Genomic DNA, 21,344 nt, shown 5'->3' on the forward strand with positions numbered 1-21,344 from the left:
GAAACCCCTGTTCGAGGGAGTATCAGCAAGAGCCGTGCCAATTTGGGAAACGCGGGCACGGCGGGGCGCGCCGGCGCCCCAGGCCCCCTTATGCGTAGGCGGCGGCGCCGGTCGGGCGATAGGGCGCGTTCGGCGAACCGGCAAGAACCTGCAGGCGACGGCGGACGTTTGCCGCCATCAGGTTCACATAGATGCGGCAGGTCTCGTTCAGCCGGTGCGCTTCGCGGGCCAGATCGTTCAGTTCGGGCGTGACGTCTTCGTGATCGCAGGCGGCAACATCCTCGATGCAGCGCAGCTTGCGCGCGGTGGCCGCCTCCAGACGCGCGATATCGTTCGTCTTCAGTGCGTCGATCTCGCTGTGCAGCGCTTCGATCACGCCGACCAGGGCCTCACGCCGTTTCATTGGGATTCCATTCGAGCTTGAGGGCGAGCAGACGGTCGGCGATCGTGGCGGGCAGGATGGGGAATTTGCCGTCCTCGATCGCCTTCTTGATCTTGCTTACGCGCTCTGCATCCACGGGGGCGGATGCGGCAGCGGGCTTGGACAGGGCCTGCAACGTCGAGGACGCCCGGGTGGCGACCGTCGTTTCCGCGGTCGGCTGAGACACCTGCACTGCCGCGACCGGCGCGACTGGCGCCGGTTTGCGATCTATGCTCGTCGCCGCTTTGATACCGATCGGATCCACCATGGCTCCCGTCCTCGAATGGCTTCGTCACACGCTACAACGACCCCTGACAAAGATATTTTAGAAATTTTTTCGAGAAAGAGGGTGAACGCAGGCTTCGCCACGATTCGCGCGCCTAATTGGGCAAGGTCGCCCGCCCCGCGCCCAGAGCGATCGCCTGGATCGGCGGCTTGGCCGGGTCGATCTTCACCAGCAGACGCCCACCCGCCGGCGCGTCGCCCATCGCGGTGCCATCGCGGGTGATCGAGAAGCCGGCGCCCCCCGCCTCGACCGTGATCGGGTCACCGCGCTTGATGACCAGTTCGGGCTTGGGCGGCGGCGCGACCGCGACGGGGGCTGCCGCGGCGGCCATCTGCGGGCGAGCGGCCTGGGGCGGCAGCTTGATGGGAACGTAGATGCGCCAGCGCGGGGCGTCGCACGTGACGACCACCGCATCCTGGAACGTGCTACGCCAGTCGAGCTGGGGCAGCGGGCATTGCGCCAGCTTCAGCCGGACGTCGACCGCTGCGCGTGCGCCCCCTTCTTCCCCGATCGCATGACCGGTGAAGGCGGCGACGGCGACATCGATCGCGGTCGTATCCTGGAACCGGATCGCCTGGGCGGCGGCCGGTGTCGCCGGAACGAGCGCAGCGAGAGCGAGAAGCGGACGGATCATCGGGTTTCCCCATCATAGGACAGCGTGAGTTGAACGGCGCGACCGGCACCGGGGCGGACATCGATGGCGATGCGCCCGGCCGGTACGTCGGCGGCGATGGCCGTCGCGACGGCACGGGCACGATCGACGGCAAGAATGGCGGCAGAGCCGGTAGCGGAATCGACGTCGGCCGGCGTACCGTCGGTTCCACCGGTGACGCGGATCGTCGTGCGCGGATCGTTGGTGACCGCGCGCACCCAGCCGGCGACGTCGTGCGGCGGAAGGACGGCCGATCCGGTTGCGAAGCCCTGGATGACATTCGCCTCCAGCGCGATCGGCGCGTCTGCCTGCAGACCGAAGCCTTCGCGAAGGGCGGTGCCGAGCGTGGCCGCATCGACCTTCGGGTTGGCCTGGAGAAAGACGAAGAAGCCGACGAGCAGCATCATCACATCGGCCAGCGTCACCAGCCAGATCGGCCGACGCGGTTCGTCTTCGAGCAGCTGGTCGATCGTCATGCGACCGCCACTGATCGCAGGCGCGGAGCTTCGCGGGTCGCCAGGCGCACCAGCGGCTCGGCCAGGCGACCGCGCTCGACGCATTCCGCGCGCGCGAGTCTCTTGAGACGAGCCGCGACGGGTAAGCAGATCAGGTTGCCGACCAAGGCGCCATAGAGCGTCGCGAGAACGGCGATCGCCATCGCGCCACCGATCGCGGCCGGATCGGTCATGCTGGTGAACAGGCGGACGAGGCCGATCAGCGTGCCGACCATGCCCATCGCCGGCGCGAACTCGGCCGCGGCCGCCCACATCTCCGCGGCAGCCCGCTGACGTTCGTATCGCGCCGTCCGGCGATCCTCGATCACCGCACGGACGACCGCGCCGTCGGCACCGTCGACGATGGCGTTCATCGCGGCGGCGACATCGGGATCGGTTATGACCGAGCGATCGAGCTGGATCACCCCGTGCCGGGCAGTGATACGGCTCAGCGCCTCGACCTGGGTGACGAGCGGTGCGGCATCGAACGGCGTACGGCCGATCGCCTTCAGCGCGACGACACCGCGGGCGAGGTCGCGCGCGGGCGTGCGAAGGACGGTCGCCAGAACCGTGCCCCCGCCGACGATGGCGAGGGCGGCAGGATCGAGGAAGGCAGCAAGGCTCGCGATCGAAGACATCGCGCGAGGCTCTGCAAGGCGTGTGCCGTTTTGGTTTACCATGATAGAAAAGCGATGGGTCGCCATAAGCGATAGCCCTGTCCCCATCTGGGGAGAGGGTAAGGTGTCTCACCCAGACAAGCGCTTGCGGCACCACCCCCTCTCCCCGCGAGCGGGGAGAGCGTGTGCCCGGTCGCACCGTTAGAACGCGTTACCACCCGGCAATCCCCAACCGGCAACCGGCAACCGTTTGCCGCTTAGTCCTGCCGGTGACGGCAAAGCGGATCGAATCGGGCAGTTGGCACGGGGGTTGCAAAGCCATCCCACGTCATCAACGCGGGACCACGCCATCATGGCTGAGAACGATCTTTTCGGGGTACACGGAACGGCCCTTGCGGTGCGCTCGCAGCGCATGGCGCTGCTTGCGTCGAACATCGCGAATGCGTCGACGCCGGGTTTCAAGGCCAAGGACATCGACTTCGCCGCCGCGCTGAAGGGCGCGGAAAGCGGTCGGGTCGACGCCAGCGTCACCGCGAACACCAAATACCGCCTGCCCACGCAGATGAGCCTCGACGGCAACACCGTCGAGCTGGCGACCGAGCAGACCGCCTTTGCCGAGAACGCGGTCGCCTATCAGACGACGCTGTCGTTCCTGAACGGCCGCATCGGCACCATCACGCGTGCGCTGAAGGGAGAGTAAGCCGTGGCCGACAATCCCATGAACATCTTCCAGGTCGCCGGTCGCGCCATGTCGGCACAGCTGGTGCGGATGAACACGACCGCGTCGAACCTGGCCAACGCCGGCGGCGTCGCGACGACCGCCCAGGCCGCTTATCGCTCGATCAAGCCGGTGTTCCGCACGCAATTCGACCAGGCATCGCAGATGGCGACGGTCAACGTCGAACGCATCGTCACCGCCGGCGAAGAGCCGACCAAACGCTACGATCCGGGCAATCCGCTGGCCGACAAGGACGGCAACGTCTTCGAGAATGCCGTCGATGAAAGCCGCGAGCTCGTCGACATGCTCGAGAGTGCCCGGAGCTACCAGAACAACGTCGAGGTCATGCAGACCGCCAAGACGCTGATCCTCGACACCATCAAGCTGGGACGCTGATAAATGGCTACCACCTCCTCCGCCTTCGATACTGCGTTGGCCAAGGCCGGCATCACGACGACCGCGGCCGCCCAGGCAGCGGCGAACAAGACCGCATCGAGCAGCAAGACGCTGAACGAGATGGGGCCGGGCGACTTCATCGCGCTGCTGACCGCGCAGATGAAGAACCAGGACCCGTTCGAGCCGGTCGACAATTCGCAGATGGTCGCCCAGATGGCGCAATTCTCGTCGCTTGCCAGCACGAACGAAATGGGATCGACGCTGAAGTCGATCGCGGCCAAGCTGAGCGCCAGCACCGCCGCCGACGCCATGTCCTATGTCGGCAAGACCGTGCTGACCGAAGGCAAGACCGCCTATGGGCGGGCGTCGGGCGGGATCGCCGGCGCGGTCGAGCTCGACAGTGCCGCATCCAGCGTCGTGGTCACGATCAACGATAAGAACGGCAATCCGGTCCGCTCGTTCGACCTGGGCGAAAAGCCCGCCGGCTCGGCGACGTTCGACTGGGACGGCAAGCTCGAGGACGGGACCTCGACCGAGGGCCCCTATACGCTGAGCGCGATCGCCCGCAACGGCACCACGCCCGTGACCAGCCGCACGCTCGTCTGGGCGCCGGTGACGTCGGCCACCCTGCCCAACGGTTCCGAACCCGTGTTGACCCTGCCGGGCATCGGCGACGTCAAGGCCTCCGCCGTCCGCGCCGTCGCCTGATCCACCAACAACCGCATTCCACCCACTCCCTTCCTTTTCCGACCAGGAGCTAATCCGCCATGACCTTCTACACTTCGCTTTCGGGCCTCCAGGCATCGCAGACCGAAATGGCGACGATCTCGCACAACCTCGCCAACGTCTCGACCAACGGCTTCAAGAAGAGCCGCGTCGAATTCGCCGACGTCATGGCATCCAACGTGTCGGTGTCGCCGACGCAGATGGTGGGTTCGGGTACGGTCGTGAAGGCGGTGCGCCAGCAGTTCAGCCAGGGCGGGTCGCAGCAGTCGACCAACTCGCTCGACATGCTGATCTCGGGCGAAGGCTTCTTCGCGGTCAAGCCAGATCTCAATTCGGCGAAGGTGTCGTTCACCCGCAACGGCGCGTTCTTCGTCGATAACGATCGCTTCGTGACCGACGCCAACGGCGGCAAGCTGCAGGTCTATCCGGTCGACGGTTCGGGCACGGTCGTCGCGACCGGCCTTGATTCGATGGTCAGCCTGCGCCTGCCTGCGACCAGCGGCGTGCCATCGGCCACGACCTCGGTCGAACTGTCGATCAACCTGTCCGCCAACGCCTCGATCCCGAAAGACAGCACGCTGTTCGCGGCGGGCACGGGCAAGACCTATGCCTTCGACCGCTTCAACCCGTCGACCTACAATAATTCGTCGCAGACGACGATCTACGACGCACTGGGCAACGCCCAGACGATGACGAACTATTACGTGCGCGAAACGGCGTCGTCCGGTCCCGGCACGACCAGCACCTGGAAGGTCTATACCTTCGTCGGCAGCGATCAATTGTCGTCGGGCGGGGTCAAGGGGCCGATGCTGATGACCTATGACGACAAGGGAAAGCTGAACAGCGTCGCCAACGCCAATGGCGTCGTCGGCACGCCCTCCAGCCAGGTGAAGTTCGACGGCTTCACGCCCTCGAGCTCGACCACGGCGCAGGATGTGACGATCGACTTCGGCGCGGCCACGACGCAGCTGAGCTCGCCCTTCGTCAAGAATTCGGAAATCCAGGACGGTCGCGCGATCGGTCAGATCGAAAGCGTGACCATCAGCGAATACGGCCTGGTCAGCGCCAGCTTCTCGAACGGCGACACCCAGCCGCTCGGCAAGGTCGCGCTCGCCAATTTCTCGAACCCGTCGGGTCTGCGCCAGCTGGGCAAGAGCTATTGGTCGGCGACCGGCGTGTCGGGTGAGGCGCGTCTGGGCGAGGCCGGCGCGAACGGCTTCGGCAACCTCAGCACCGGCGCCGTCGAACGCTCGAACGTCGACATTACCGAGGAACTGGTCAGCCTGATCGCCGCACAGCGCAACTTCCAGGCGAATGCGAAGAGCCTCGAGACCTCGAGCCAGATCTCGCAGACCATCTTCAACATGCGCAGCTGATCCTGCCGGATAGCAAGGGGACGTAACCGATGGACCGGATGGTCTACACCGCCCTCACCGGGCTCAAGGGACAGATGTCCGCGCAGGCGTCGATCGCGAACAACATCGCGAACGCGTCGACGACCGGGTACAAGTCCGATCGCCTGGCTTTCCAGCAGCTGATGCTGAAGGGCGGTGCAGGGCTCGAATCGCGGGCGCCGGTGTCGGAGGAGGTGCTGGACGCCGATCGCCGGGCGGGCACCATCCAGTCCACCGGACGCAACCTCGACATCGCCATTCCGGGCCTGTCGTGGATGGTCGTCCAGTCCCCCGACGGCACCGACGCCTATACCCGCCGCGGCGACCTGCAGATCACCGAATCGGGTGTGCTCCAGACCGGCGACGGACATCCCGTGATGGGGTCGGGGGGCCCCATCACCCTTCCCCCCGCGCAGGACGTGCGGATCGCGGAGGACGGCACGGTGTCGATCCTGCCGATCGGGGCCGAACCGGGCGCGCCCATGCAGGCGGTCGACCGGATCCGCTTCGGCAATCCCGAAGGTACCCAGACCGTGAAGGGTCTGGACAATCTGCTGCGGGTGAAGGGCGGCGGCGTGTTGCCCGACGATCTCGACGCCAAGGTCCAGGTCGGTGCGCTCGAAGGGTCGAACGTCAACCTGACCCAGGCGCTGATCGACATGATCGAGAACCAGCGCAGCTACGAAGTGCAGGCCAATCTGCTGAAGGAAGCCAAGTCGATGGACGAAAGCTCCGCCTCGCTGATGCGCATTCCCGGCTGATCCGGCCGACCGAATTTGAAGGACTGATACGATGGGTTCTGCCGCTCTCCACATCGCCCGTACCGGCATCGACGCGCAGGATACGCGCATGCGGGTCATCTCGAACAACCTGGCCAACGTGAACACGACCGGGTTCAAGAAGGACCGCGCCGCGTTCGAGACGCTCGCCTATCAGGTCGTCACTGCGCCTGGATCCGCCAGCACGCAGGAAACGAAATACGCGACCGGCCTCAATCTCGGCACCGGCGTCCGCGTCCAGGGCACCTCGCGGATCAACACGCAAGGCTCGCTCCAGACGACCGGCCACAGCCTCGACATGGCGCTGGACGGGGACGGCTATTTCCAGGTCCAGCTGCCCGGTGGCCAGCTCGGCTACACCCGCGCCGGTAACTTCAGCCGCTCGGCCGAAGGCATGATGGTCACGTCCGAGGGATACCAGGTGATGCCGGGCATCACGATCCCCGAGGGAACGACCGCGATCTCGATCGGTGAAGACGGTACCGTTTCCGCGACGATCCAGGGCCAGACCGAATCGACGCAGGTCGGCCAGATCCAGGTCGCGAGCTTCGCCAACGCCGCCGGCCTGACCTCGATCGGCGACAATTACCTGATCGAAACGGGCGCGTCGGGCGCCGCCAACCTCGGCATCGCCGGGCAGGACGGCCGCGGCAAGATTCGCCAGGGCATGCTCGAGGGGTCGAACGTCAACGTCGTCGAGGAACTGGTCGACATGATCGAAACGCAGCGTGCGTACGAGGTCAATTCGAAGATGATCTCCGCGACCGACGAAATGCTCAAATACGTCAACCAGAATATCTGAGGCCGATAGACCGTCATGCGTATCCTCTCCGCTCTCGTCCTCACCGCGATCGTCGCGACGCCGGCACACGCCGGCATCTTCGGCAAGAAGAAGCCCATCGTGCCGCCCCCCGAATATCGCACGGTCTATGCGCCGCCGCCCCCGGCCACGCCGCCGGCAAACGGGGCGATCTTCCAGGTCTCGTCCGGGTACGGTGGGCTGTACGAAGGCGCGCGCGCCCGCGCCGTCGGTGATCCGCTGACGATCATCCTGACCGAGCGGACCCAGGCGTCGAAGTCGGCCGGCAGCAAGCTCGATTCGGGGGGCGGCTTCGGCATCACCCCGCCGTCGACGGGTGTCCTGTCGGCGATCAAGCCGACCGATATCGCGACCAGCGGCAACCGCAACTTCAACGGCACCGGCACCGCCGACCAGTCGAACGCGCTGTCGGGCGAGATCAGCGTGACCGTCGCCGAAGTGCTGCCCAACGGCACGATGATCGTCCAGGGCCAGAAGACGCTGACGCTGAACCGTGGCGACGAGTTCATCCAGATCCGCGGCGTGGTCCGCCCGGCCGACATCGACGCGAACAATCGCGTGCTGTCGACCCGCGTGGCCGACGCGAAGATCGCCTATACCGGCCGCGGCGACGTCCAGCGTGCCAGCCGCCAGGGCTGGCTCAACCGCTTCTTCCAGACCATCAGCCCGTTCTGAGGATCGCTTCCATGCTTCGTCTTCTCCTCGCCGCGCTGTTCGGTATCCTGATCGCCGGGCCGGCCCATGCCGATCGCATCAAGGACCTCGGCACGTTCCAGGGCATCCGAACCAACCAGCTGACCGGCTACGGCGTCGTCGTCGGCCTGCCGGGCACGGGTGACGACAACCTCGAATATACCGTTCAGTCGATGAAGGGCGTGACGTCGCGGTTCGGCCTGCAGCTGCCGCCGGGCGTCAATCCGGGGCTGAAGAATTCGGCGGTCGTCATGATCACTGCCGAGCTGCCGGCGTTCGCCAAGCCGGGCCAGAAGCTCGACATCACCGTGTCGGCGATGGGTAAGGCCAAGTCCCTGCGCGGCGGCACGCTGATCCTGTCGCCCCTCTTCGGTGCGGACGGTGCGATCTACGCGATGGCGCAGGGCAATCTGGCGGTCGGCGGCCTGGGCGCGGAAGGCGCCGATGGGTCGAAGGTCGTTGTCAACGTCCCCTCGTCGGGCCGCATTCCCGAAGGCGCGACGGTCGAACGCGCGGTCGACACCGGCTTCGCCAATTCGCCCACGCTCACGTTCAACCTGACCCAGGCCGATTTCACCACCGCCCAGAACGTCGCCGGTGCGATCAACGCCCGTTTTGGCGCCGGGACTGCCCGTGCGATCGACGGGGTGTCGATCGCCGTCGCCGCCCCCGCCGGCGCCGACGTTCGTGCGCAGTTGATGAGTGGGATCGAGAACCTGAGTGTCGTGTCTGCGGAGGCGCCGGCAAAAGTAATTGTAAATGCCCGCACCGGTACGGTCGTTATCAATAGCGCGGTCCGGGTCAGTCCCGCCGCGGTAACACATGGTAAACTAACTGTTCGTATTGATGAGAACCAGCGCGTGAGCCAGCCCGCGCCCTTTTCGAAGGGCCAGACGGCGCTGGAGCAGAAGAGCGGTGTGTCAGTCGAGGAAGAAAAGCGCCCGATGTTCCTGTTCGAGCCCGGACCCAAGCTGGCCGATGTGGTCAACGCGGTGAACGCCATCGGGGCGTCGCCGGCGGACCTGGTCGCCATCCTGGAAGCGCTGAAACAGGCCGGCGCGCTGAAGGCGGAGCTGATCGTCCTGTGACGCAGATCCCCGCCTCGACCCCAGGCATCCTGGGCGGCATCACCGGTATCACCAGTACGGCCGGCGGCGCGTCGAACGACACGTCACGCCTGAAATCGGACGAGAATCTCGCCGCGGCCGGCCAGCGCTTCGAGGCGATCTTCACCGGCATGATGCTGAAGTCGATGCGGTCGGCGAAACTGTCGGACGGCCTGTTCGACAACAAGGCGTCGGAACAGTTCCGCGACATGTTCGACGGCAAGCTGACCGAAAGCATGGCGCAGCATTCGCCGATGGGCATCGCCAAGGCGATGACCGAATTTCTCGCGAAGTCGAAAGCGGCCGAAGCGGCCGGTGATGGGGGCGGCGCGACATGACCGACCTGCTGAGCATCGCCGTCACCGGCGTCCGCGCCTATCAGACCGCGCTGTCGACGACATCGGAAAACATCGCTAACGCCGCGACGCCGGGCTATTCACGCCGCGCCCCGGTGATCGAGGAATTTCGCACCAGCGGCGTTGCGGGTCTCGGCCAGACGACGCTGCTTTCGGGTGGCGGCGTTCGCATTGCCGGCGTCTCGCGCGCGGCTGACGATTTCCGATCGGCCCAGGCGCGCACGACCGGGTCCGACGTCGCCCGGTCCCAGGCCTCGGTCGGCTGGATCGACCGGATCGAAGGCGCACTGGCGGGCAATCAGCTGTCCGACCGCTTCACGACCTTTTTCGCATCGGCCAAGAACGTGGCCGCCGACCCTTCCGCGACCGCGCCGCGGACCGTGTTCCTGGAAGACGCCCGGTCGCTCGCCGCCGGCTTCGCCAGTACCGGCCGGGCACTCGCCGGTGCGGCCGACGAGCTCGCCGGCCAGGGCCGCGATATGGCGGCGCAACTCACCGACCTCAGCAATTCGATGGCGCGCATCAACCAGGGGCTGACCCGGGCCGCCGACGGATCGTCGGCGCGCGTCCAGCTGCTCGACGAGCGCGACCGGACGCTGGAGGCGATGAGCGCGCTGGTCGACATCGACGCGAAGTTCGACGCCTTCGGTCGTGCGACGGTGCGCGCCGGCGGAACTGCCGGCCCGGTGCTGGCGGACGTCGAGAGGGGTGCGATCGTCAGCTTCGTCACGAACGACGCCGGTGAAGCCGCGATCGCGGTCACCAGTTCCAGCCAGTCCTACAAGGTGCCCGCGACCGGCGGCGCGATGGCGGGGCTGGTCGACGGCGCGCTGAACATCGCGGCTGCGCGTGAACGGCTGAATGCGATGGCGACCGACTTCGTCGCGGGCATGAAGGCTTGGCAGGAAGGCGGCAAGACGCTGACCGGCACCGCCGGCACGCAGATCTTCCAGGTCATGCCGGTCGGCGCGGCGCCAACCGAAATTTCGGTCGTGGTGAACGACCCCGCGGGCGTCGCTGCCGCATATGGCACCGAGGGTGCGCGCGGCAACGGCAACATCACCCGCCTGACCGAGCTTCGTTCGACCGCCGGCTGGGAAGCCAAGTTCGACGACATGACCACCGAAAACGCCGCGCTGCTGAAGACCCGGCGGGCGGTCGTCGAGGCACAGAGCGCGATCCATAGCTCCGCCGTCGGTGCGCGCGACGAAATGACCGGCGTCGACCTCGACGAAGAAGCCGTCAACCTCATCCGTTTCCAGCAGGCCTATCAGGCGTCGAGCCGCGTCATCCAGGTGGCGCGCGAAGTCCTGCAGACGATGTTCGACATCCTTTAAGGGCCCAGCCGATGCGCGTCGCGACCTCCCTCCAATATGATCGGCTCCGCGACCGCATGAGTGCGCTGAGCACCAAGGCCGATTCGCTCAACAATCAGCTGGCGACGACGAAGCGCATCTCGACGCCGTCGGACGACGCCGCCGGCTATCGCGCGTTGACCGCGTTGAAGCGCGCGGGGGCGAATTCGGATGCCGAACTGAAGAACGTCGATCTCGCGACCTCGCTGCTCGATTCGTCCTCGACCGCCCTCGCCAGCGTCGAATCGCAGCTCAGTCGCGTCCAGGCGATCGCGATTTCCGCGGGCAGCGCGACGCTGAGTGTGGAGCAACGCAAGGCGCTGTCGGCCGAAGTCGATGTCATCCTCGACGATCTCGTGCGCGTCGCGAACACCACCGACGCGCGTGGCACGCCCCTGTTTTCCGGCGACAGCGTCGCGACGCCCTATGTCATCACGCCGGCCGGCGCGAGCGCGGCGACAGGAACGGTGAGCTTCACCGGCAGCGGCGAGGCCGGCCAGATCCCGATCGGCGACGGCCGCACGATCGCCGCGACCAGCAGCGGCGCCAATATCTTCGGCAACATCCCGCTGAAGGCCGGTGGCACGGGCGACATGTTCTCGATCGTCAAGGCGCTGTCGGACAAGTTGAAATCGGGCGCGCCGGTGACCGACGACAGCGTCGACATTCAGGCGGCGATGACGTCCGTCGTCAATGCGCAGACCTCGATCGGTGCCCGCGGCGCGCGACTGGAGCTCGAAAAGGCTCGGCTGGAAGATCTGGCGCTGACCCGGGAGGCCGATCGGTCGTCGATCGAGGATGCCGATATTCCGGCGACCATCACCGAACTGAAGAAGGTCATGACCGTGCTCGACGCGACGCAGGCGAGCTTCGGCAAGCTGACGTCGCTCAGCCTGTTCAACTATCTGCGCTGATCGCGACCGAACCGGGCGACTGGACGGTCCTCTCGCTCATTAAGTACAACTTCGGTCAGGTCGTTAACCAAATCCCCACCTCCCCTTGCGACAAGGGATGCGAGAATCGCCGGCAGGTCCCTCGCGATAGCCGGACGTCCAAGGGGAAGTCGTAAGTCATGTTTGTCGCCATCGGCCTCGTGGTCCTGCTCGCCATGGTGTTCGGCGGTTTCGCCATCACCGGCGGTGCCCTCGGCCCCGTTCTGCATGCCGTGCCGCACGAAATGCTCATTATCGGCGGTGCTGCGATGGGCGCGCTCATCATCGGCAATTCCGGCAAGGAACTGAAGGCGGTCGGCGGTGCGCTCGGCAAGGTCTTCAAGGGGCCGAAGTACAAGAAGCAGGACTATCTCGACACGATCTTCCTCGTCAGCAAGCTGATGAAGATGCTGCGCGTGGACGGGCCGATCGCGCTGGAACCGCATGTCGAGGATCCAAAGTCGTCCTCCGTCTTTTCCGAATATCCCCGGCTGCTGGCCGACCATACGCTGGTCAACCTGATCGCCGACACGCTGCGCCTGGTCGTGGTGTCGTCGGGCACGCTCGACGTCCATGCGGTCGAGGAGGTGATGGACAATGCGATCAAGACACACCACCACGAGATCCAGGGGCCGCAAGGTACGCTGACGTCGCTGGGCGACGCGCTTCCCGCCCTCGGCATCGTCGCGGCGGTGCTCGGCGTGGTGAAGACGATGGGCTCGATCGACAAGCCGCCGTCGATCCTGGGCGGCATGATCGGTTCGGCACTCGTCGGCACCTTCCTCGGCGTGTTGCTCGCGTACGGGATCGTCGGCCCGCTCGCCAACCGGTTGCAGCAGGTGATCGACGCCGATTCGGCAATCTACCACGTCGTGAAGCAGATCATCATCGCCTCGCTCCACGGCCACCCGCAGCCGCTGGTGATCGAGGCCGCACGATCGGGCATCGCGCACGCCAACCAGCCCGGCTTCGGCGAAGTCTTCGACGGCCTGCGCGGGCGTTAAGCAATGGCTGCCGCCCGCGCTCCTCACGGCAACAACCAGCCGCCCAAGATCGTCATCGTCAAGAAGATCATCGCCGATGGCCATGGCGGCCATCATGGCGGTGCGTGGAAAGTCGCCTATGCCGACTTCGTGACGGCAATGATGGCGTTCTTCCTGCTGCTCTGGATTCTGGGCGCGACGACCGAAAAGCAGCGCAAGTCGATTGCCGACTATTTCACGCCGACGATCGTCGACATCAAGATGCAGAAATCGGCGGGCTCGAACGGCCTGTTCGGCGGGTCGTCGATCACCGACAAGGATAATTATCCGCACAAGGCCCAGCAGACGGGAACGCGGTCGCTGACGATCCCGGCCGATTCGTCGGGCGGGACGCGCGAAGGCACCGGCGACAAGGGCTCGCTGCGCAATCCCACGCAGACCAGCGAAGACAAAGCCAATTTCGAGAAGATGAAGCGCCAGGTCGAACAACAGATCGCGGCCAGCCCCAAGCTCGCGAAGCTCGGCCGGCACGTCCGCTTCTCGATGACTCGCGACGGGCTGCGGATCGATCTGGTCGACGATGCCGATTATTCGATGTTCGCGACCGGTACGACCGCCTTGGTGCCCGAAGCCTCGACTCTGATCGGCCTGGTCGCCGATGCCATCAAGGCGACGCCCAATCCGATCATGATCCGCGGCCATACCGATGCCCTGCAATTCGGCAGCCGCCGGGGCATGAACAACTGGACGCTGTCGTCCGGCCGCGCGGAGGCCACCCGCCGTCGCCTGGCGATGGGCGGGGTGCCCGAGGGACGGTTCGAGCGGATCGAAGGCGTCGCCGACCGCGAGCCGATGATCGCCGACAACGTCACCGACCCGCGCAACCGCCGCGTTGCGATCACCCTGCTCTACCGCCGCGGCAAGTTCGGCGAATAAGCTCTAGCGACGAATGAGAAAGGTCAGCCGCGCCGCCGCGATCGGTTCGGCGCGGTCGTCCTGCCATGCGATCGCGTCGACATTGGCGACGCGCGACCCCAGGCGGCGGACGACGCCTGCGGCATAGGTCATTTTCTCGCGCCCGCCCCGCATGTAGTCGACCGTCAGCGTCACCGGCTTCACACCCGCCGCTTCGTCGCCCAGCGCGTCGCGCAGGCGCAGGATCGCGGCCATTTCCAGCAAGCCGCCGATCGCGCCGCCGTGCAGAAAACCGGGCCGGCCGCTGACCTTGCCCGCGAACGGCAGCGCCAGCCGGCGCGTTCCGTCGTCGTCGGGCTCGATCGCGATGCCGAGCAGCGTCGCATAGGGTGGGAGGATCATGCCGCCACCCCTGCCGGCATCCGCGTGACCATGAACGTGCCCGCGACATGCGCCAGCGGGTCGTCGGGATCACCATCATGCGCGGTCCCGCGGACGAAGGCGACGCTCTTCGTCAGCCGATAGCATTCGCCGCGCCCGATCACCGTCCTGCCCGGCGTCGCCGCGCGCAGATAATCGATGCGCAGGTCGAGCGTCGCGTGCGGCAGGAACCCACCGCGCTTCAGCCACACCGCCGAACTGGTCGCCTGGTCGAGCAGCGTCAGGATCGGGCCCGATGCGATGATGCCCGATGCCGGGTCGCCGACCAGATGCTCGGCGTACGGCAGCGCGAGTTCGGTCCAGTCGATCCCGTGGGCGTGATAGACGATGCCCAGCGTCGACCCGTGATGTTCCCAGGTGAAACGTTTGAAGAAACTCTGGGGATCGAACGGGATCGGTTGCATATCGCGGCCGTATCGCGCCTGTCGGCCGTTTACAAATCGCCGTTGCGGGGTAGCGTGGCGCCATGACCGACGCCCCCCGCGTGACCATCGCCATCGACGCCGGCGTTGCCGACGTCCGCCTCAATCGCCCGGCCAAGATGAATGCGCTCGACCCGGCGATGTTCGCCGCGCTGATCGACGCGATCGACCGGCTGGGTGCCGACCGCAGCGTGCGCGCGGTCGTGCTGTCGGGCGAAGGAGCGGCATTCTGCGCGGGCCTCGACATGGCGAGCATGGCGTCGGCGGGGGCGGGCGTCGACCTGGCGGCGCGAACGCACGGTCTGGCGAACGATTTCCAGCAGGTCGCCTGGGGCTGGCGGACGCTGGGCATGCCGGTGATCGCCGCGGTGCGCGGCATCGCCTTTGGCGGCGGACTGCAGGTGATGAGCGGCGCGGACATCACATTCGTCCATCCCGACACGCGGCTGTCGGTGATGGAGATCAAATGGGGCATCGTCCCCGACATGGCGGGCTTCGCGCTGTGGCGCGGCCGTGTGCGCGACGATGCGTTGCGCGAGCTGGCCTATACCGCCCGCGAGTTCACCGGCACCGAAGCGGTCGCGCTCGGCTTTGCGCTGCGCACCGCGGACGATCCGCAGGCCGAGGCGATGACGCTCGCCCGGTCGATCGCAGCGCGCAACCCGCAGGCGATCCGCGCGATCAAGCGGCTGGCCAACGACGCCATCGAATCCAACGCCGCCGACATCCTGATGGAGGAAAGCGTCGAACAGGCCGCACTGCTACGCTCGCCCAACCAGATGGAAGCGGTGATGGCGAACATGCAGAAACGCGCGGCGGTCTTTTCGGACTGACGCCACGCCAACACCATCGCCATCCCCGCCAACACCATCGTCATCCCCGCGCAGGCGGGGATAAATTGATGGAGAGTGCGCGGCTTTTCCGTGACGTCAGCCAGAATTGATCCCCGCCTGCGCGGGGATGACGGGTGGGCGCCTCAATCCACCAGATCGTCGATCTGTCCCGCCAGTTCGACGTCGCGCGTCGACAGACCGCCCGCGTCGTGCGTCGTCAGGACGATATCGACCCGGTTGTACACGTTCGACCATTCGGGATGATGGTCGGCTTTCTCCGCCAGCAGCGCGACCTGGGTCATGAAGGCGAAGGCTTCGGAAAAGCTGTCGAAGGTGAAGCTGCGACCGATCGCGTCGCGCCCCTCGTCATAGTCCCATTCGGGCAGCCCATCGAGCGCATCGGCGCGTTCGGCTTCGCTCAACTGCTCGATCATAACCCCTCGTCCTTGCCCTTGGCTCGTGCCCATGCCTATGTCGCGCATCATGGACGGGCAAGAGCGGATCGCACCGGGCGCAGACGAGATCGAGGCGCTGGCCCGCGCCAGCCTGGCGCGCATTCCCGCGCCCTTCGCGGAGCATCTGGCCGATGTCGTGCTGCTGGTCGAGGAATGGGCCGACGACGAAACGCTCGATGCGCTGGAGATCGAGGACCCGTACGATCTGACAGGCTTGTATCATGGCCGCCCGGTCGGCGAGAAGTCGGCGTTCGACGGCGTCACCCTGCCCGACCGCATCCACCTCTATCGCCGCGCGATCCTCGACGAATGGATCGCGACCGGGGTCGAGCTCGCAACTCTCGTTCATCACATCGTCGTCCATGAAGTCGGCCACCATTTCGGTCTGAGTGACGAGGACATGCACGCGCTCGAAGCGGCGGCGTGACCCGCCTGGCACTGACCGGCATCGCCTGCACACGCGGCGGGCGCATGTTGTTCGACCAGCTGTCATTGACGCTGGACGCAGGCGAAGCCGCCGTCGTTACCGGCCCCAACGGCGTCGGCAAGTCGAGCCTGTTGCGGATCGCTGCCGGCCTGCTCACCCCTGCCGCGGGCCGGGTCGTGCAGGACGGCGCTGTCGCACTGATGGCGGAAGCCGCCGGGCTGGATAGCGAACTGCGGCTGAGCGATGCGCTTGGCTGGTGGGCGAGGGTCGATCAGCGTGCCGATGCCGTCGATGCGGCGATGGCCGACGTCGGGATCACCGAGCTTGCCGATATTCCCGTCCGCCTGCTGTCGACCGGCCAACGCCGGCGTGCGCAGATCGCGCGGACGATCGCGAGCGGGGCGGGCATCTGGCTGCTCGACGAGCCGGCCAACGGCCTCGACAGAGCGGCCGTGGCGCTGCTCGAACGGCTGATCGACCGTCACCGTGCGAACGGCGGGATCGCGCTGGTTGCGACCCACCTGCCGATCGCACTTCCGGACGCGCGCGAGGTGGCGCTGTGATCGTCGCGGCCGTCGCCTGGCGCGAGGTGCGGCGCGCGTGGAGCTCGGGCGGGCTCTGGCTGCCGGTCGGCTTCTTCCTGCTGGTCGCCGTGCTGTTCCCCTTTGCGGTCGGCCCGGACGCCGCGTTGCTGGCGCGGGTCGGCGGCGGGGTGGTCTGGGCCGCGGCACTTCTTGCCGCGCTGCTGCCGGTCGAGCGGCTGGTCGCACCGGACCTCGAAAACGGTACGCTCGATCAGCTGGCGGCCCGCGGCGTGCCGATGCCACTGGTCGCCGCCGCCAAGCTTGCCGGGCACTGGCTGGCCTTCGCGCCGCCGCTCATGCTGGCGAGCATCGCCGCCGCCGGACTGTTCGGCCTATCGGGCGAAACCCTGCTGCGGATCGAGATCGGCCTGCTGGTCGGCACCCCCGGTCTCGCAGCGCTCGCGGTCGTGACAAGTGCGTTGGTGGCGGGCCTTCGCGGTGGCGGCGCGATCGCCGGACTGGTCATGCTGCCGCTCGCGATCCCGATCGTGATCTTCGGCGCAGGCGCGCTGTCGGATGGGGCGGGGAGTGCGTTGAAGCTGCTGGGCGCGGTCAGCCTATTGCTCGGGGCGGGCGCGCCGTTCGTCGCGGGGGCGGCGATCCGGATCGCTCAGGATTAACCTAAAACCGTTCGTGCTCAGCCTGTCGAATCACTGTTCTGCGATACGCTCGGGCAGCGGTCGCGGGACTAAGCGCGATGCTTCGACAGGCTAAACACGAACGGGATCCGTTAAACGCGCATGCCTCACTCCGCCGCCCCCAGATACAGCAGTAGCATCGTGAACAAGGTCGTCGTCATCGTCGTGAAGAACAGCAGCCACGCCAGCCGCCACAGCGCGCCGCCCCGGCTCAGTCCGTACGCGCCCTTCAGCTGACGGTACATGTGGAACGGGGGGATCAGAAACGCCGCCAGTACGATGGCCCCGGACGGCACGCCGACTGCGCCCAGCACCGCCAGAACTATGACGAGCAGCGACATGAAGGTCAGCGAATAGGTTGCGAAGATCGCGTGGTCGTACAGTCCCACATCGCGGCGGAACGGGAACAACAGCCACAGGAACGGCAGCGAGATCGGGATCAGCGCCCAGCTGAACTTGTAGGCTGACGTCTTGATCTTGTAGAGCGTCAGCTTCGGGTTCTCGCGGATGTGGTTCCATTTTTCGACCAGCCAGCTGCCGCCCGGCGAACCGGGTGCCGCCTTCACCTCCGGAAAGCCCTCGCCGTCCGCCGTCGGCGCCGGCAGGATGCTTTCGGCTCGCTTCAAGCCGCGCCGACTCTCGACTGTCTCCGCAAGCTTCTTGCGCAGTTTCGCGATCTCGTCCGCATCGGGTTCGGCTTCCGCCTGCTCGGCCCTGATTTCGGCGGAGAGGGTTACGACCGCCTTGTCGGCGGCCTTGCGCTGCTCGACCAGCTTCTCGCGAGCCTGCGCCATGCCGCCGGTCAGTCCCGGTTTCAGCCACTCGTCACCGCCGAATTGCCAGCCCGGCAGGTTGGCGACGATCGCGAACATCAGGAAGACGGAGAACAGGAACAGCGCGATTGGGGAGACGAACTTCGCGCGTTCGCCCGCGATATAGCGCCGCGTCAGTTCGCCGGGCTTCAGCGCCAGCATCGGCAGCGTCGCCCAGATCTTGCCTTCGAAATGGAAGACGCCGTGAAGCAGGTCGTGGCCATAGGCACCGAGCGTGCGGTGGACGTGCGCCGCCTGGCCGCAGACGTGGCAATGGCTGCCGATCAGCGCCGTGCCGCAATTGGCACAGGCGCCGTGTCCCTGCCCCTGATGTTCGCCGGCATGCGGCTCCACCGCGCGGCCCATCAGGCCACCGGTCACGATGTCCCCGGCTGCGTCCAATTCCCCCATGGGTTGGCACGCTATCAGCTTGCATCGCTCCATGCTACCGGGCGTGGCTATGACCGAGATCGAGACGCTGATCGCCGAGATGGGCCACAAGGCGCGCACCGCTGCCGCTGTGCTGGCCGCGACGCCGACGGCCACGAAGGCCGCCGCACTGCGTGCCGCCGCCGACGCGATCCGGGCCGCAAGCGCGACGATCGTCGATGCCAATGCCGAGGATATGGCGGCTGGCCTCGCCCGGGGGTTGAGCGGTGCGATGCTCGACCGGCTGCGCCTCGACACCGCGCGGGTCGCAGGGATCGCCGACGGGGTGGATGCGGTCGCAGGTCTGCCCGATCCGGTCGGAACGGTGATATCGCACGACGTCCGTCCCAACGGCTTGGCGTTGTCGCGCGTGCGCGTACCGATCGGCGTCATCGGTATCATCTACGAAAGCCGGCCGAATGTAACCGCCGACGCCGGCGTGCTCGCGGTGATGTCGGGCAATGCAGCCATCCTGCGTGGCGGGTCCGAAGCGGTAAAGAGCAACGCCGCGATCCACGCCGCACTGGTCGCCGGGCTGACCGCAGGCGGCTTGCCGGTCGAGGCGATCCAGCTGGTGCCCACGACCGATCGCGCAGCCGTCGGCGCGATGCTGCGGGCCGAAGGGTTGCTCGACCTGGTCATCCCGCGGGGCGGCAAGAGCCTGGTCGCGCGGGTGCAGGACGAGGCGCGGGTGCCGGTGCTGGCGCATCTCGACGGGATCAACCACGTCTATGTCGATATCGCCGCCGATTACGAGATGGCCAAGGCCATCGTGATCGACGCCAAGCTGCGTCGCACCGGCATCTGCGGCGCGATGGAGACGCTGCTGATCCACCGCGACTGGCCGCACCGCGATGCGCTGATCGCCGCCCTCGATTCTGCAGGGTGCGAAGTCCGCGGCGATGCCGATGTCGCAGCACTCGGCTATGCCCCGGCCAGCGCGGAGGATTGGGACACCGAATATCTCGATGCCATCGCCTCGGTCGCATTGGTCGACGGGCTCGATGACGTGATCGCGCATATCGACGCGCACGGATCGCACCACACCGACGCGGTCGTGACCGAGGATGCCGCGACCGCCGAGGCCTTCCTTGCCCGTGTCGATTCGGCGATCGTGCTGTGGAACGCCTCGACGCAGTTCGCCGACGGCGGCGAGTTCGGGCTGGGGGCGGAGATCGGAATTTCGACCGGCCGCCTTCACGCCCGCGGGCCTGTCGCGCTGGAGGGGCTGACCACCTACAAATGGGTCGGGCGCGGAACGGGGCAAATCCGCGGCTAGACCTTCCACCGGCGCACCGGCTTCCTATCTGTCCGCGAAAGGAGCCAATCCCCATGCGCTACAATCCGCTCGGCCGTACCGGCCTGTTCGTGTCCGAACTCTGCCTCGGCACCATGACCTTCGGCGGAGAAGGCATGTTCAAGGCGGTCGGCCAGGTGCAGCAGGATGAGGCGGACGCGCTGGTTAAGACCGCGATCGATGCCGGCGTGAACTTCATCGATACCGCCAACGTCTATTCGGTCGGCAAGTCGGAGGAGATCACCGGCCGCGCGCTGAAGAATCTGGGCATCGCGCGCGAGGACGTCGTGCTGGCGACCAAGGTGTTGGGGCCGATGGGCGACGGCGTGAACGCGCGCGGTGCCTCGCGCGGGCATATCATGGACCAGGCCAAGGCGTCGCTGAAGCGGCTCGGCACCGACCATATCGACCTCTACCAGATCCACGGCTGGGACCCGGCCACCCCCGTCGAGGAAACCGTTCGCGCGCTCGACGACCTCGTCCGGCAGGGCCATGTCCGCTACGTCGGCGTGTCGAACTGGGCGGCATGGCAGATCGCCAAGGCGCTGGGCATCGCCGAACGGCTGGGCGCCAGCCGCTTCCAGTCGGTGCAATCCTATTACACCATCGTCGGCCGCGATCTGGAGCGCGAGGTCGTGCCGATGCTTGAGGCCGAAGAGCTCGGCCTGATGGTCTGGAGCCCGCTGGCCGGCGGCTATCTGTCGGGCAAGTATCGGAACGGACAGGCCGGCGACGGGCGCCGCGCCAATTTCGATTTCCCGCCGGTCGACACCGTTCGCGGCGACGCGGTGCTGGACGCGATGGACGGGATCGCGAAGGCCAAGGGCGTATCGATCGCCCGCATCGCGCTCGCCTGGCTGCTGCACCGGTCGGTGGTCACTAGCGTTATCGTCGGCGCCAAGCGGGTCGAGCAGTTGCAGGACAATCTCGCCGCGGTCGACGTGCGGCTGGACGCGGACGATCTCGCGGCGCTCGATGCAGTCAGCAAGCTGACGCCCGAATATCCCGGCTGGATGATCGAGCGCCAGGGCGAATATCGCCGCGGCGCGCTGGCCGGAACGCCCCCGGCGAAGGGTTGAAGCGGCGGGGATGCCGGGTTACTTTGCCGATCATGAACGCGCCGACGAAGATTACCACCGCGCTTGACGCGGAGACGTTCGGGATCGTCGAACGCATCGCTGGCGAACAGGGACGCTCGGTCGAGGAGTTCGCAGCGGACGCCATCCGCCGGGTCGCCGAAAGCGAAGCTGATTATCGCGCTTTCCTTCAGGTCGGCATCGACGCGCTGGATCGGGGTGAAGGCATCCCGCACGCACAGGTGATGGCAAAACTGGATGCTATGATCGCCAAGCGTCGCGGATAG

At 66.7% G+C, this 21,344-nt stretch carries 29 protein-coding genes; 20 read left to right on the forward strand and 9 right to left on the reverse strand.

The genetic code is table 11. The features are described 5' to 3' along the window. Positions 1–88: 88 nt before the first annotated feature. From JW805_16440 to JW805_16460, 5 genes are all read right to left on the reverse strand, one after another. Complete coding sequence (locus JW805_16440; GenBank protein ID MBN2973596.1) at positions 89–403, reverse strand: hypothetical protein; 315 nt, start codon at positions 401–403, stop codon at positions 89–91. Further along, positions 390–689 (reverse strand): flagellar biosynthesis anti-sigma factor FlgM, encoded by a 300-nt coding sequence (gene flgM / locus JW805_16445; GenBank protein ID MBN2973597.1) that lies wholly within the window; start codon positions 687–689, stop codon positions 390–392. The genes JW805_16440 and flgM overlap by 14 nt, the downstream gene beginning before the upstream one ends. 112 nt (positions 690–801) lie before the next feature. Continuing rightward, the gene (locus JW805_16450) at positions 802–1,341 is read right to left on the reverse strand and encodes a hypothetical protein (GenBank protein ID MBN2973598.1); all 540 of its coding nucleotides are present in this window, start codon (positions 1,339–1,341) and stop codon (positions 802–804) included. Then, positions 1,338–1,835: a hypothetical protein gene (locus JW805_16455; protein MBN2973599.1), complete on the reverse strand. Its 498-nt coding sequence runs from the start codon at positions 1,833–1,835 to the stop codon at positions 1,338–1,340. The genes JW805_16450 and JW805_16455 overlap by 4 nt, the downstream gene beginning before the upstream one ends. After that, the gene (locus JW805_16460; protein MBN2973600.1) at positions 1,832–2,491 is read right to left on the reverse strand and encodes a MotA/TolQ/ExbB proton channel family protein; all 660 of its coding nucleotides are present in this window, start codon (positions 2,489–2,491) and stop codon (positions 1,832–1,834) included. The genes JW805_16455 and JW805_16460 overlap by 4 nt, the downstream gene beginning before the upstream one ends. Positions 2,492–2,822: 331 nt before the next feature. Here JW805_16460 and flgB point away from each other — a divergent pair, with 331 nt between their 5' ends. From flgB to JW805_16525, 13 genes are all read left to right on the forward strand, one after another. Beyond that, positions 2,823–3,170, forward strand: coding sequence for a flagellar basal body rod protein FlgB (flgB, locus tag JW805_16465; protein ID MBN2973601.1), 348 nt, complete (start codon positions 2,823–2,825; stop codon positions 3,168–3,170). A 3-nt stretch (positions 3,171–3,173) separates the two neighbouring features. Beyond that, the gene (flgC, locus tag JW805_16470; GenBank protein ID MBN2973602.1) at positions 3,174–3,584 is read left to right on the forward strand and encodes a flagellar basal body rod protein FlgC; all 411 of its coding nucleotides are present in this window, start codon (positions 3,174–3,176) and stop codon (positions 3,582–3,584) included. Between the two features lie 3 nt (positions 3,585–3,587). After that, positions 3,588–4,292: a hypothetical protein gene (locus JW805_16475; protein MBN2973603.1), complete on the forward strand. Its 705-nt coding sequence runs from the start codon at positions 3,588–3,590 to the stop codon at positions 4,290–4,292. A gap of 59 nt (positions 4,293–4,351) precedes the next feature. Further along, positions 4,352–5,686 (forward strand): flagellar hook protein FlgE, encoded by a 1,335-nt coding sequence (locus tag JW805_16480; protein MBN2973604.1) that lies wholly within the window; start codon positions 4,352–4,354, stop codon positions 5,684–5,686. Positions 5,687–5,715: 29 nt separating this feature from the next. Continuing rightward, positions 5,716–6,465: a flagellar basal-body rod protein FlgF gene (flgF, locus tag JW805_16485; protein MBN2973605.1), complete on the forward strand. Its 750-nt coding sequence runs from the start codon at positions 5,716–5,718 to the stop codon at positions 6,463–6,465. Positions 6,466–6,496: 31 nt separating this feature from the next. Continuing rightward, positions 6,497–7,285, forward strand: a complete 789-nt coding sequence (gene flgG / locus JW805_16490; GenBank protein ID MBN2973606.1) for a flagellar basal-body rod protein FlgG — start codon at positions 6,497–6,499, stop codon at positions 7,283–7,285. Between the two features lie 15 nt (positions 7,286–7,300). Beyond that, on the forward strand, positions 7,301–7,978 hold the full coding sequence (locus tag JW805_16495) for a flagellar basal body L-ring protein FlgH (protein ID MBN2973607.1): 678 nt from the start codon (positions 7,301–7,303) through the stop codon (positions 7,976–7,978). 2 nt (positions 7,979–7,980) lie between these two features. Further along, a complete protein-coding gene (locus tag JW805_16500) occupies positions 7,981–9,084 on the forward strand; it encodes a flagellar basal body P-ring protein FlgI (GenBank protein ID MBN2973608.1) in 1,104 nt (367 codons plus the stop codon). Beyond that, positions 9,081–9,440, forward strand: coding sequence for a rod-binding protein (locus JW805_16505; GenBank protein ID MBN2973609.1), 360 nt, complete (start codon positions 9,081–9,083; stop codon positions 9,438–9,440). The genes JW805_16500 and JW805_16505 overlap by 4 nt, the downstream gene beginning before the upstream one ends. After that, a complete protein-coding gene (gene flgK, locus JW805_16510) occupies positions 9,437–10,795 on the forward strand; it encodes a flagellar hook-associated protein FlgK (GenBank protein ID MBN2973610.1) in 1,359 nt (452 codons plus the stop codon). The genes JW805_16505 and flgK overlap by 4 nt, the downstream gene beginning before the upstream one ends. Positions 10,796–10,806: 11 nt before the next feature. Further along, positions 10,807–11,727, forward strand: coding sequence for a flagellar hook-associated protein FlgL (flgL, locus tag JW805_16515; GenBank protein MBN2973611.1), 921 nt, complete (start codon positions 10,807–10,809; stop codon positions 11,725–11,727). 158 nt (positions 11,728–11,885) lie between these two features. After that, positions 11,886–12,749 (forward strand): flagellar motor stator protein MotA, encoded by an 864-nt coding sequence (gene motA, locus JW805_16520; protein MBN2973612.1) that lies wholly within the window; start codon positions 11,886–11,888, stop codon positions 12,747–12,749. A gap of 3 nt (positions 12,750–12,752) precedes the next feature. Then, positions 12,753–13,664, forward strand: a complete 912-nt coding sequence (locus tag JW805_16525; GenBank protein MBN2973613.1) for an OmpA family protein — start codon at positions 12,753–12,755, stop codon at positions 13,662–13,664. A 3-nt stretch (positions 13,665–13,667) separates the two neighbouring features. On the opposite strand, the gene JW805_16530 is transcribed toward JW805_16525, so the two are convergent. Together JW805_16530 and JW805_16535 are read right to left on the reverse strand one after the other, a co-directional pair. Continuing rightward, positions 13,668–14,045, reverse strand: a complete 378-nt coding sequence (locus tag JW805_16530) for a PaaI family thioesterase (protein MBN2973614.1) — start codon at positions 14,043–14,045, stop codon at positions 13,668–13,670. Further along, complete coding sequence (locus tag JW805_16535) at positions 14,042–14,488, reverse strand: PaaI family thioesterase (protein ID MBN2973615.1); 447 nt, start codon at positions 14,486–14,488, stop codon at positions 14,042–14,044. The genes JW805_16530 and JW805_16535 overlap by 4 nt, the downstream gene beginning before the upstream one ends. Positions 14,489–14,550: 62 nt before the next feature. On the opposite strand from JW805_16535, the gene JW805_16540 reads away from it, so the two are divergent. Further along, positions 14,551–15,339 (forward strand): crotonase/enoyl-CoA hydratase family protein, encoded by a 789-nt coding sequence (locus JW805_16540; GenBank protein ID MBN2973616.1) that lies wholly within the window; start codon positions 14,551–14,553, stop codon positions 15,337–15,339. A 143-nt stretch (positions 15,340–15,482) separates the two neighbouring features. Here JW805_16540 and JW805_16545 read toward each other — a convergent pair whose 3' ends face one another. Continuing rightward, positions 15,483–15,773: a 4a-hydroxytetrahydrobiopterin dehydratase gene (locus JW805_16545; protein MBN2973617.1), complete on the reverse strand. Its 291-nt coding sequence runs from the start codon at positions 15,771–15,773 to the stop codon at positions 15,483–15,485. Positions 15,774–15,804: 31 nt separating this feature from the next. Here JW805_16545 and JW805_16550 point away from each other — a divergent pair, with 31 nt between their 5' ends. From JW805_16550 to JW805_16560, 3 genes are read left to right on the forward strand one after another with little or no spacing between them, the layout of a single operon-like run. Next, the gene (locus tag JW805_16550; protein MBN2973618.1) at positions 15,805–16,221 is read left to right on the forward strand and encodes a metallopeptidase family protein; all 417 of its coding nucleotides are present in this window, start codon (positions 15,805–15,807) and stop codon (positions 16,219–16,221) included. Next, a complete protein-coding gene (gene ccmA, locus JW805_16555; protein ID MBN2973619.1) occupies positions 16,218–16,784 on the forward strand; it encodes a heme ABC exporter ATP-binding protein CcmA in 567 nt (188 codons plus the stop codon). The genes JW805_16550 and ccmA overlap by 4 nt, the downstream gene beginning before the upstream one ends. Further along, positions 16,781–17,425: a heme exporter protein CcmB gene (locus JW805_16560; GenBank protein ID MBN2973620.1), complete on the forward strand. Its 645-nt coding sequence runs from the start codon at positions 16,781–16,783 to the stop codon at positions 17,423–17,425. The genes ccmA and JW805_16560 overlap by 4 nt, the downstream gene beginning before the upstream one ends. A gap of 125 nt (positions 17,426–17,550) precedes the next feature. Here the strand turns inward: JW805_16560 and JW805_16565 are convergent, their stop codons facing one another. After that, complete coding sequence (locus JW805_16565) at positions 17,551–18,666, reverse strand: DUF3667 domain-containing protein (GenBank protein ID MBN2973621.1); 1,116 nt, start codon at positions 18,664–18,666, stop codon at positions 17,551–17,553. A gap of 49 nt (positions 18,667–18,715) precedes the next feature. Between JW805_16565 and JW805_16570 the strand changes: the two genes are divergently transcribed. From JW805_16570 to JW805_16580, 3 genes are read left to right on the forward strand one after another with little or no spacing between them, the layout of a single operon-like run. After that, complete coding sequence (locus tag JW805_16570) at positions 18,716–19,963, forward strand: glutamate-5-semialdehyde dehydrogenase (protein ID MBN2973622.1); 1,248 nt, start codon at positions 18,716–18,718, stop codon at positions 19,961–19,963. Between the two features lie 53 nt (positions 19,964–20,016). Beyond that, positions 20,017–21,060, forward strand: a complete 1,044-nt coding sequence (locus JW805_16575; GenBank protein ID MBN2973623.1) for an aldo/keto reductase — start codon at positions 20,017–20,019, stop codon at positions 21,058–21,060. 32 nt (positions 21,061–21,092) lie between these two features. Next, positions 21,093–21,344, forward strand: a complete 252-nt coding sequence (locus JW805_16580; protein MBN2973624.1) for a hypothetical protein — start codon at positions 21,093–21,095, stop codon at positions 21,342–21,344.

The organism is Roseomonas aeriglobus, from assembly GCA_016937575.1.
Lineage (GTDB): Bacteria > Pseudomonadota > Alphaproteobacteria > Sphingomonadales > Sphingomonadaceae > Sphingomonas > Sphingomonas aerigloba.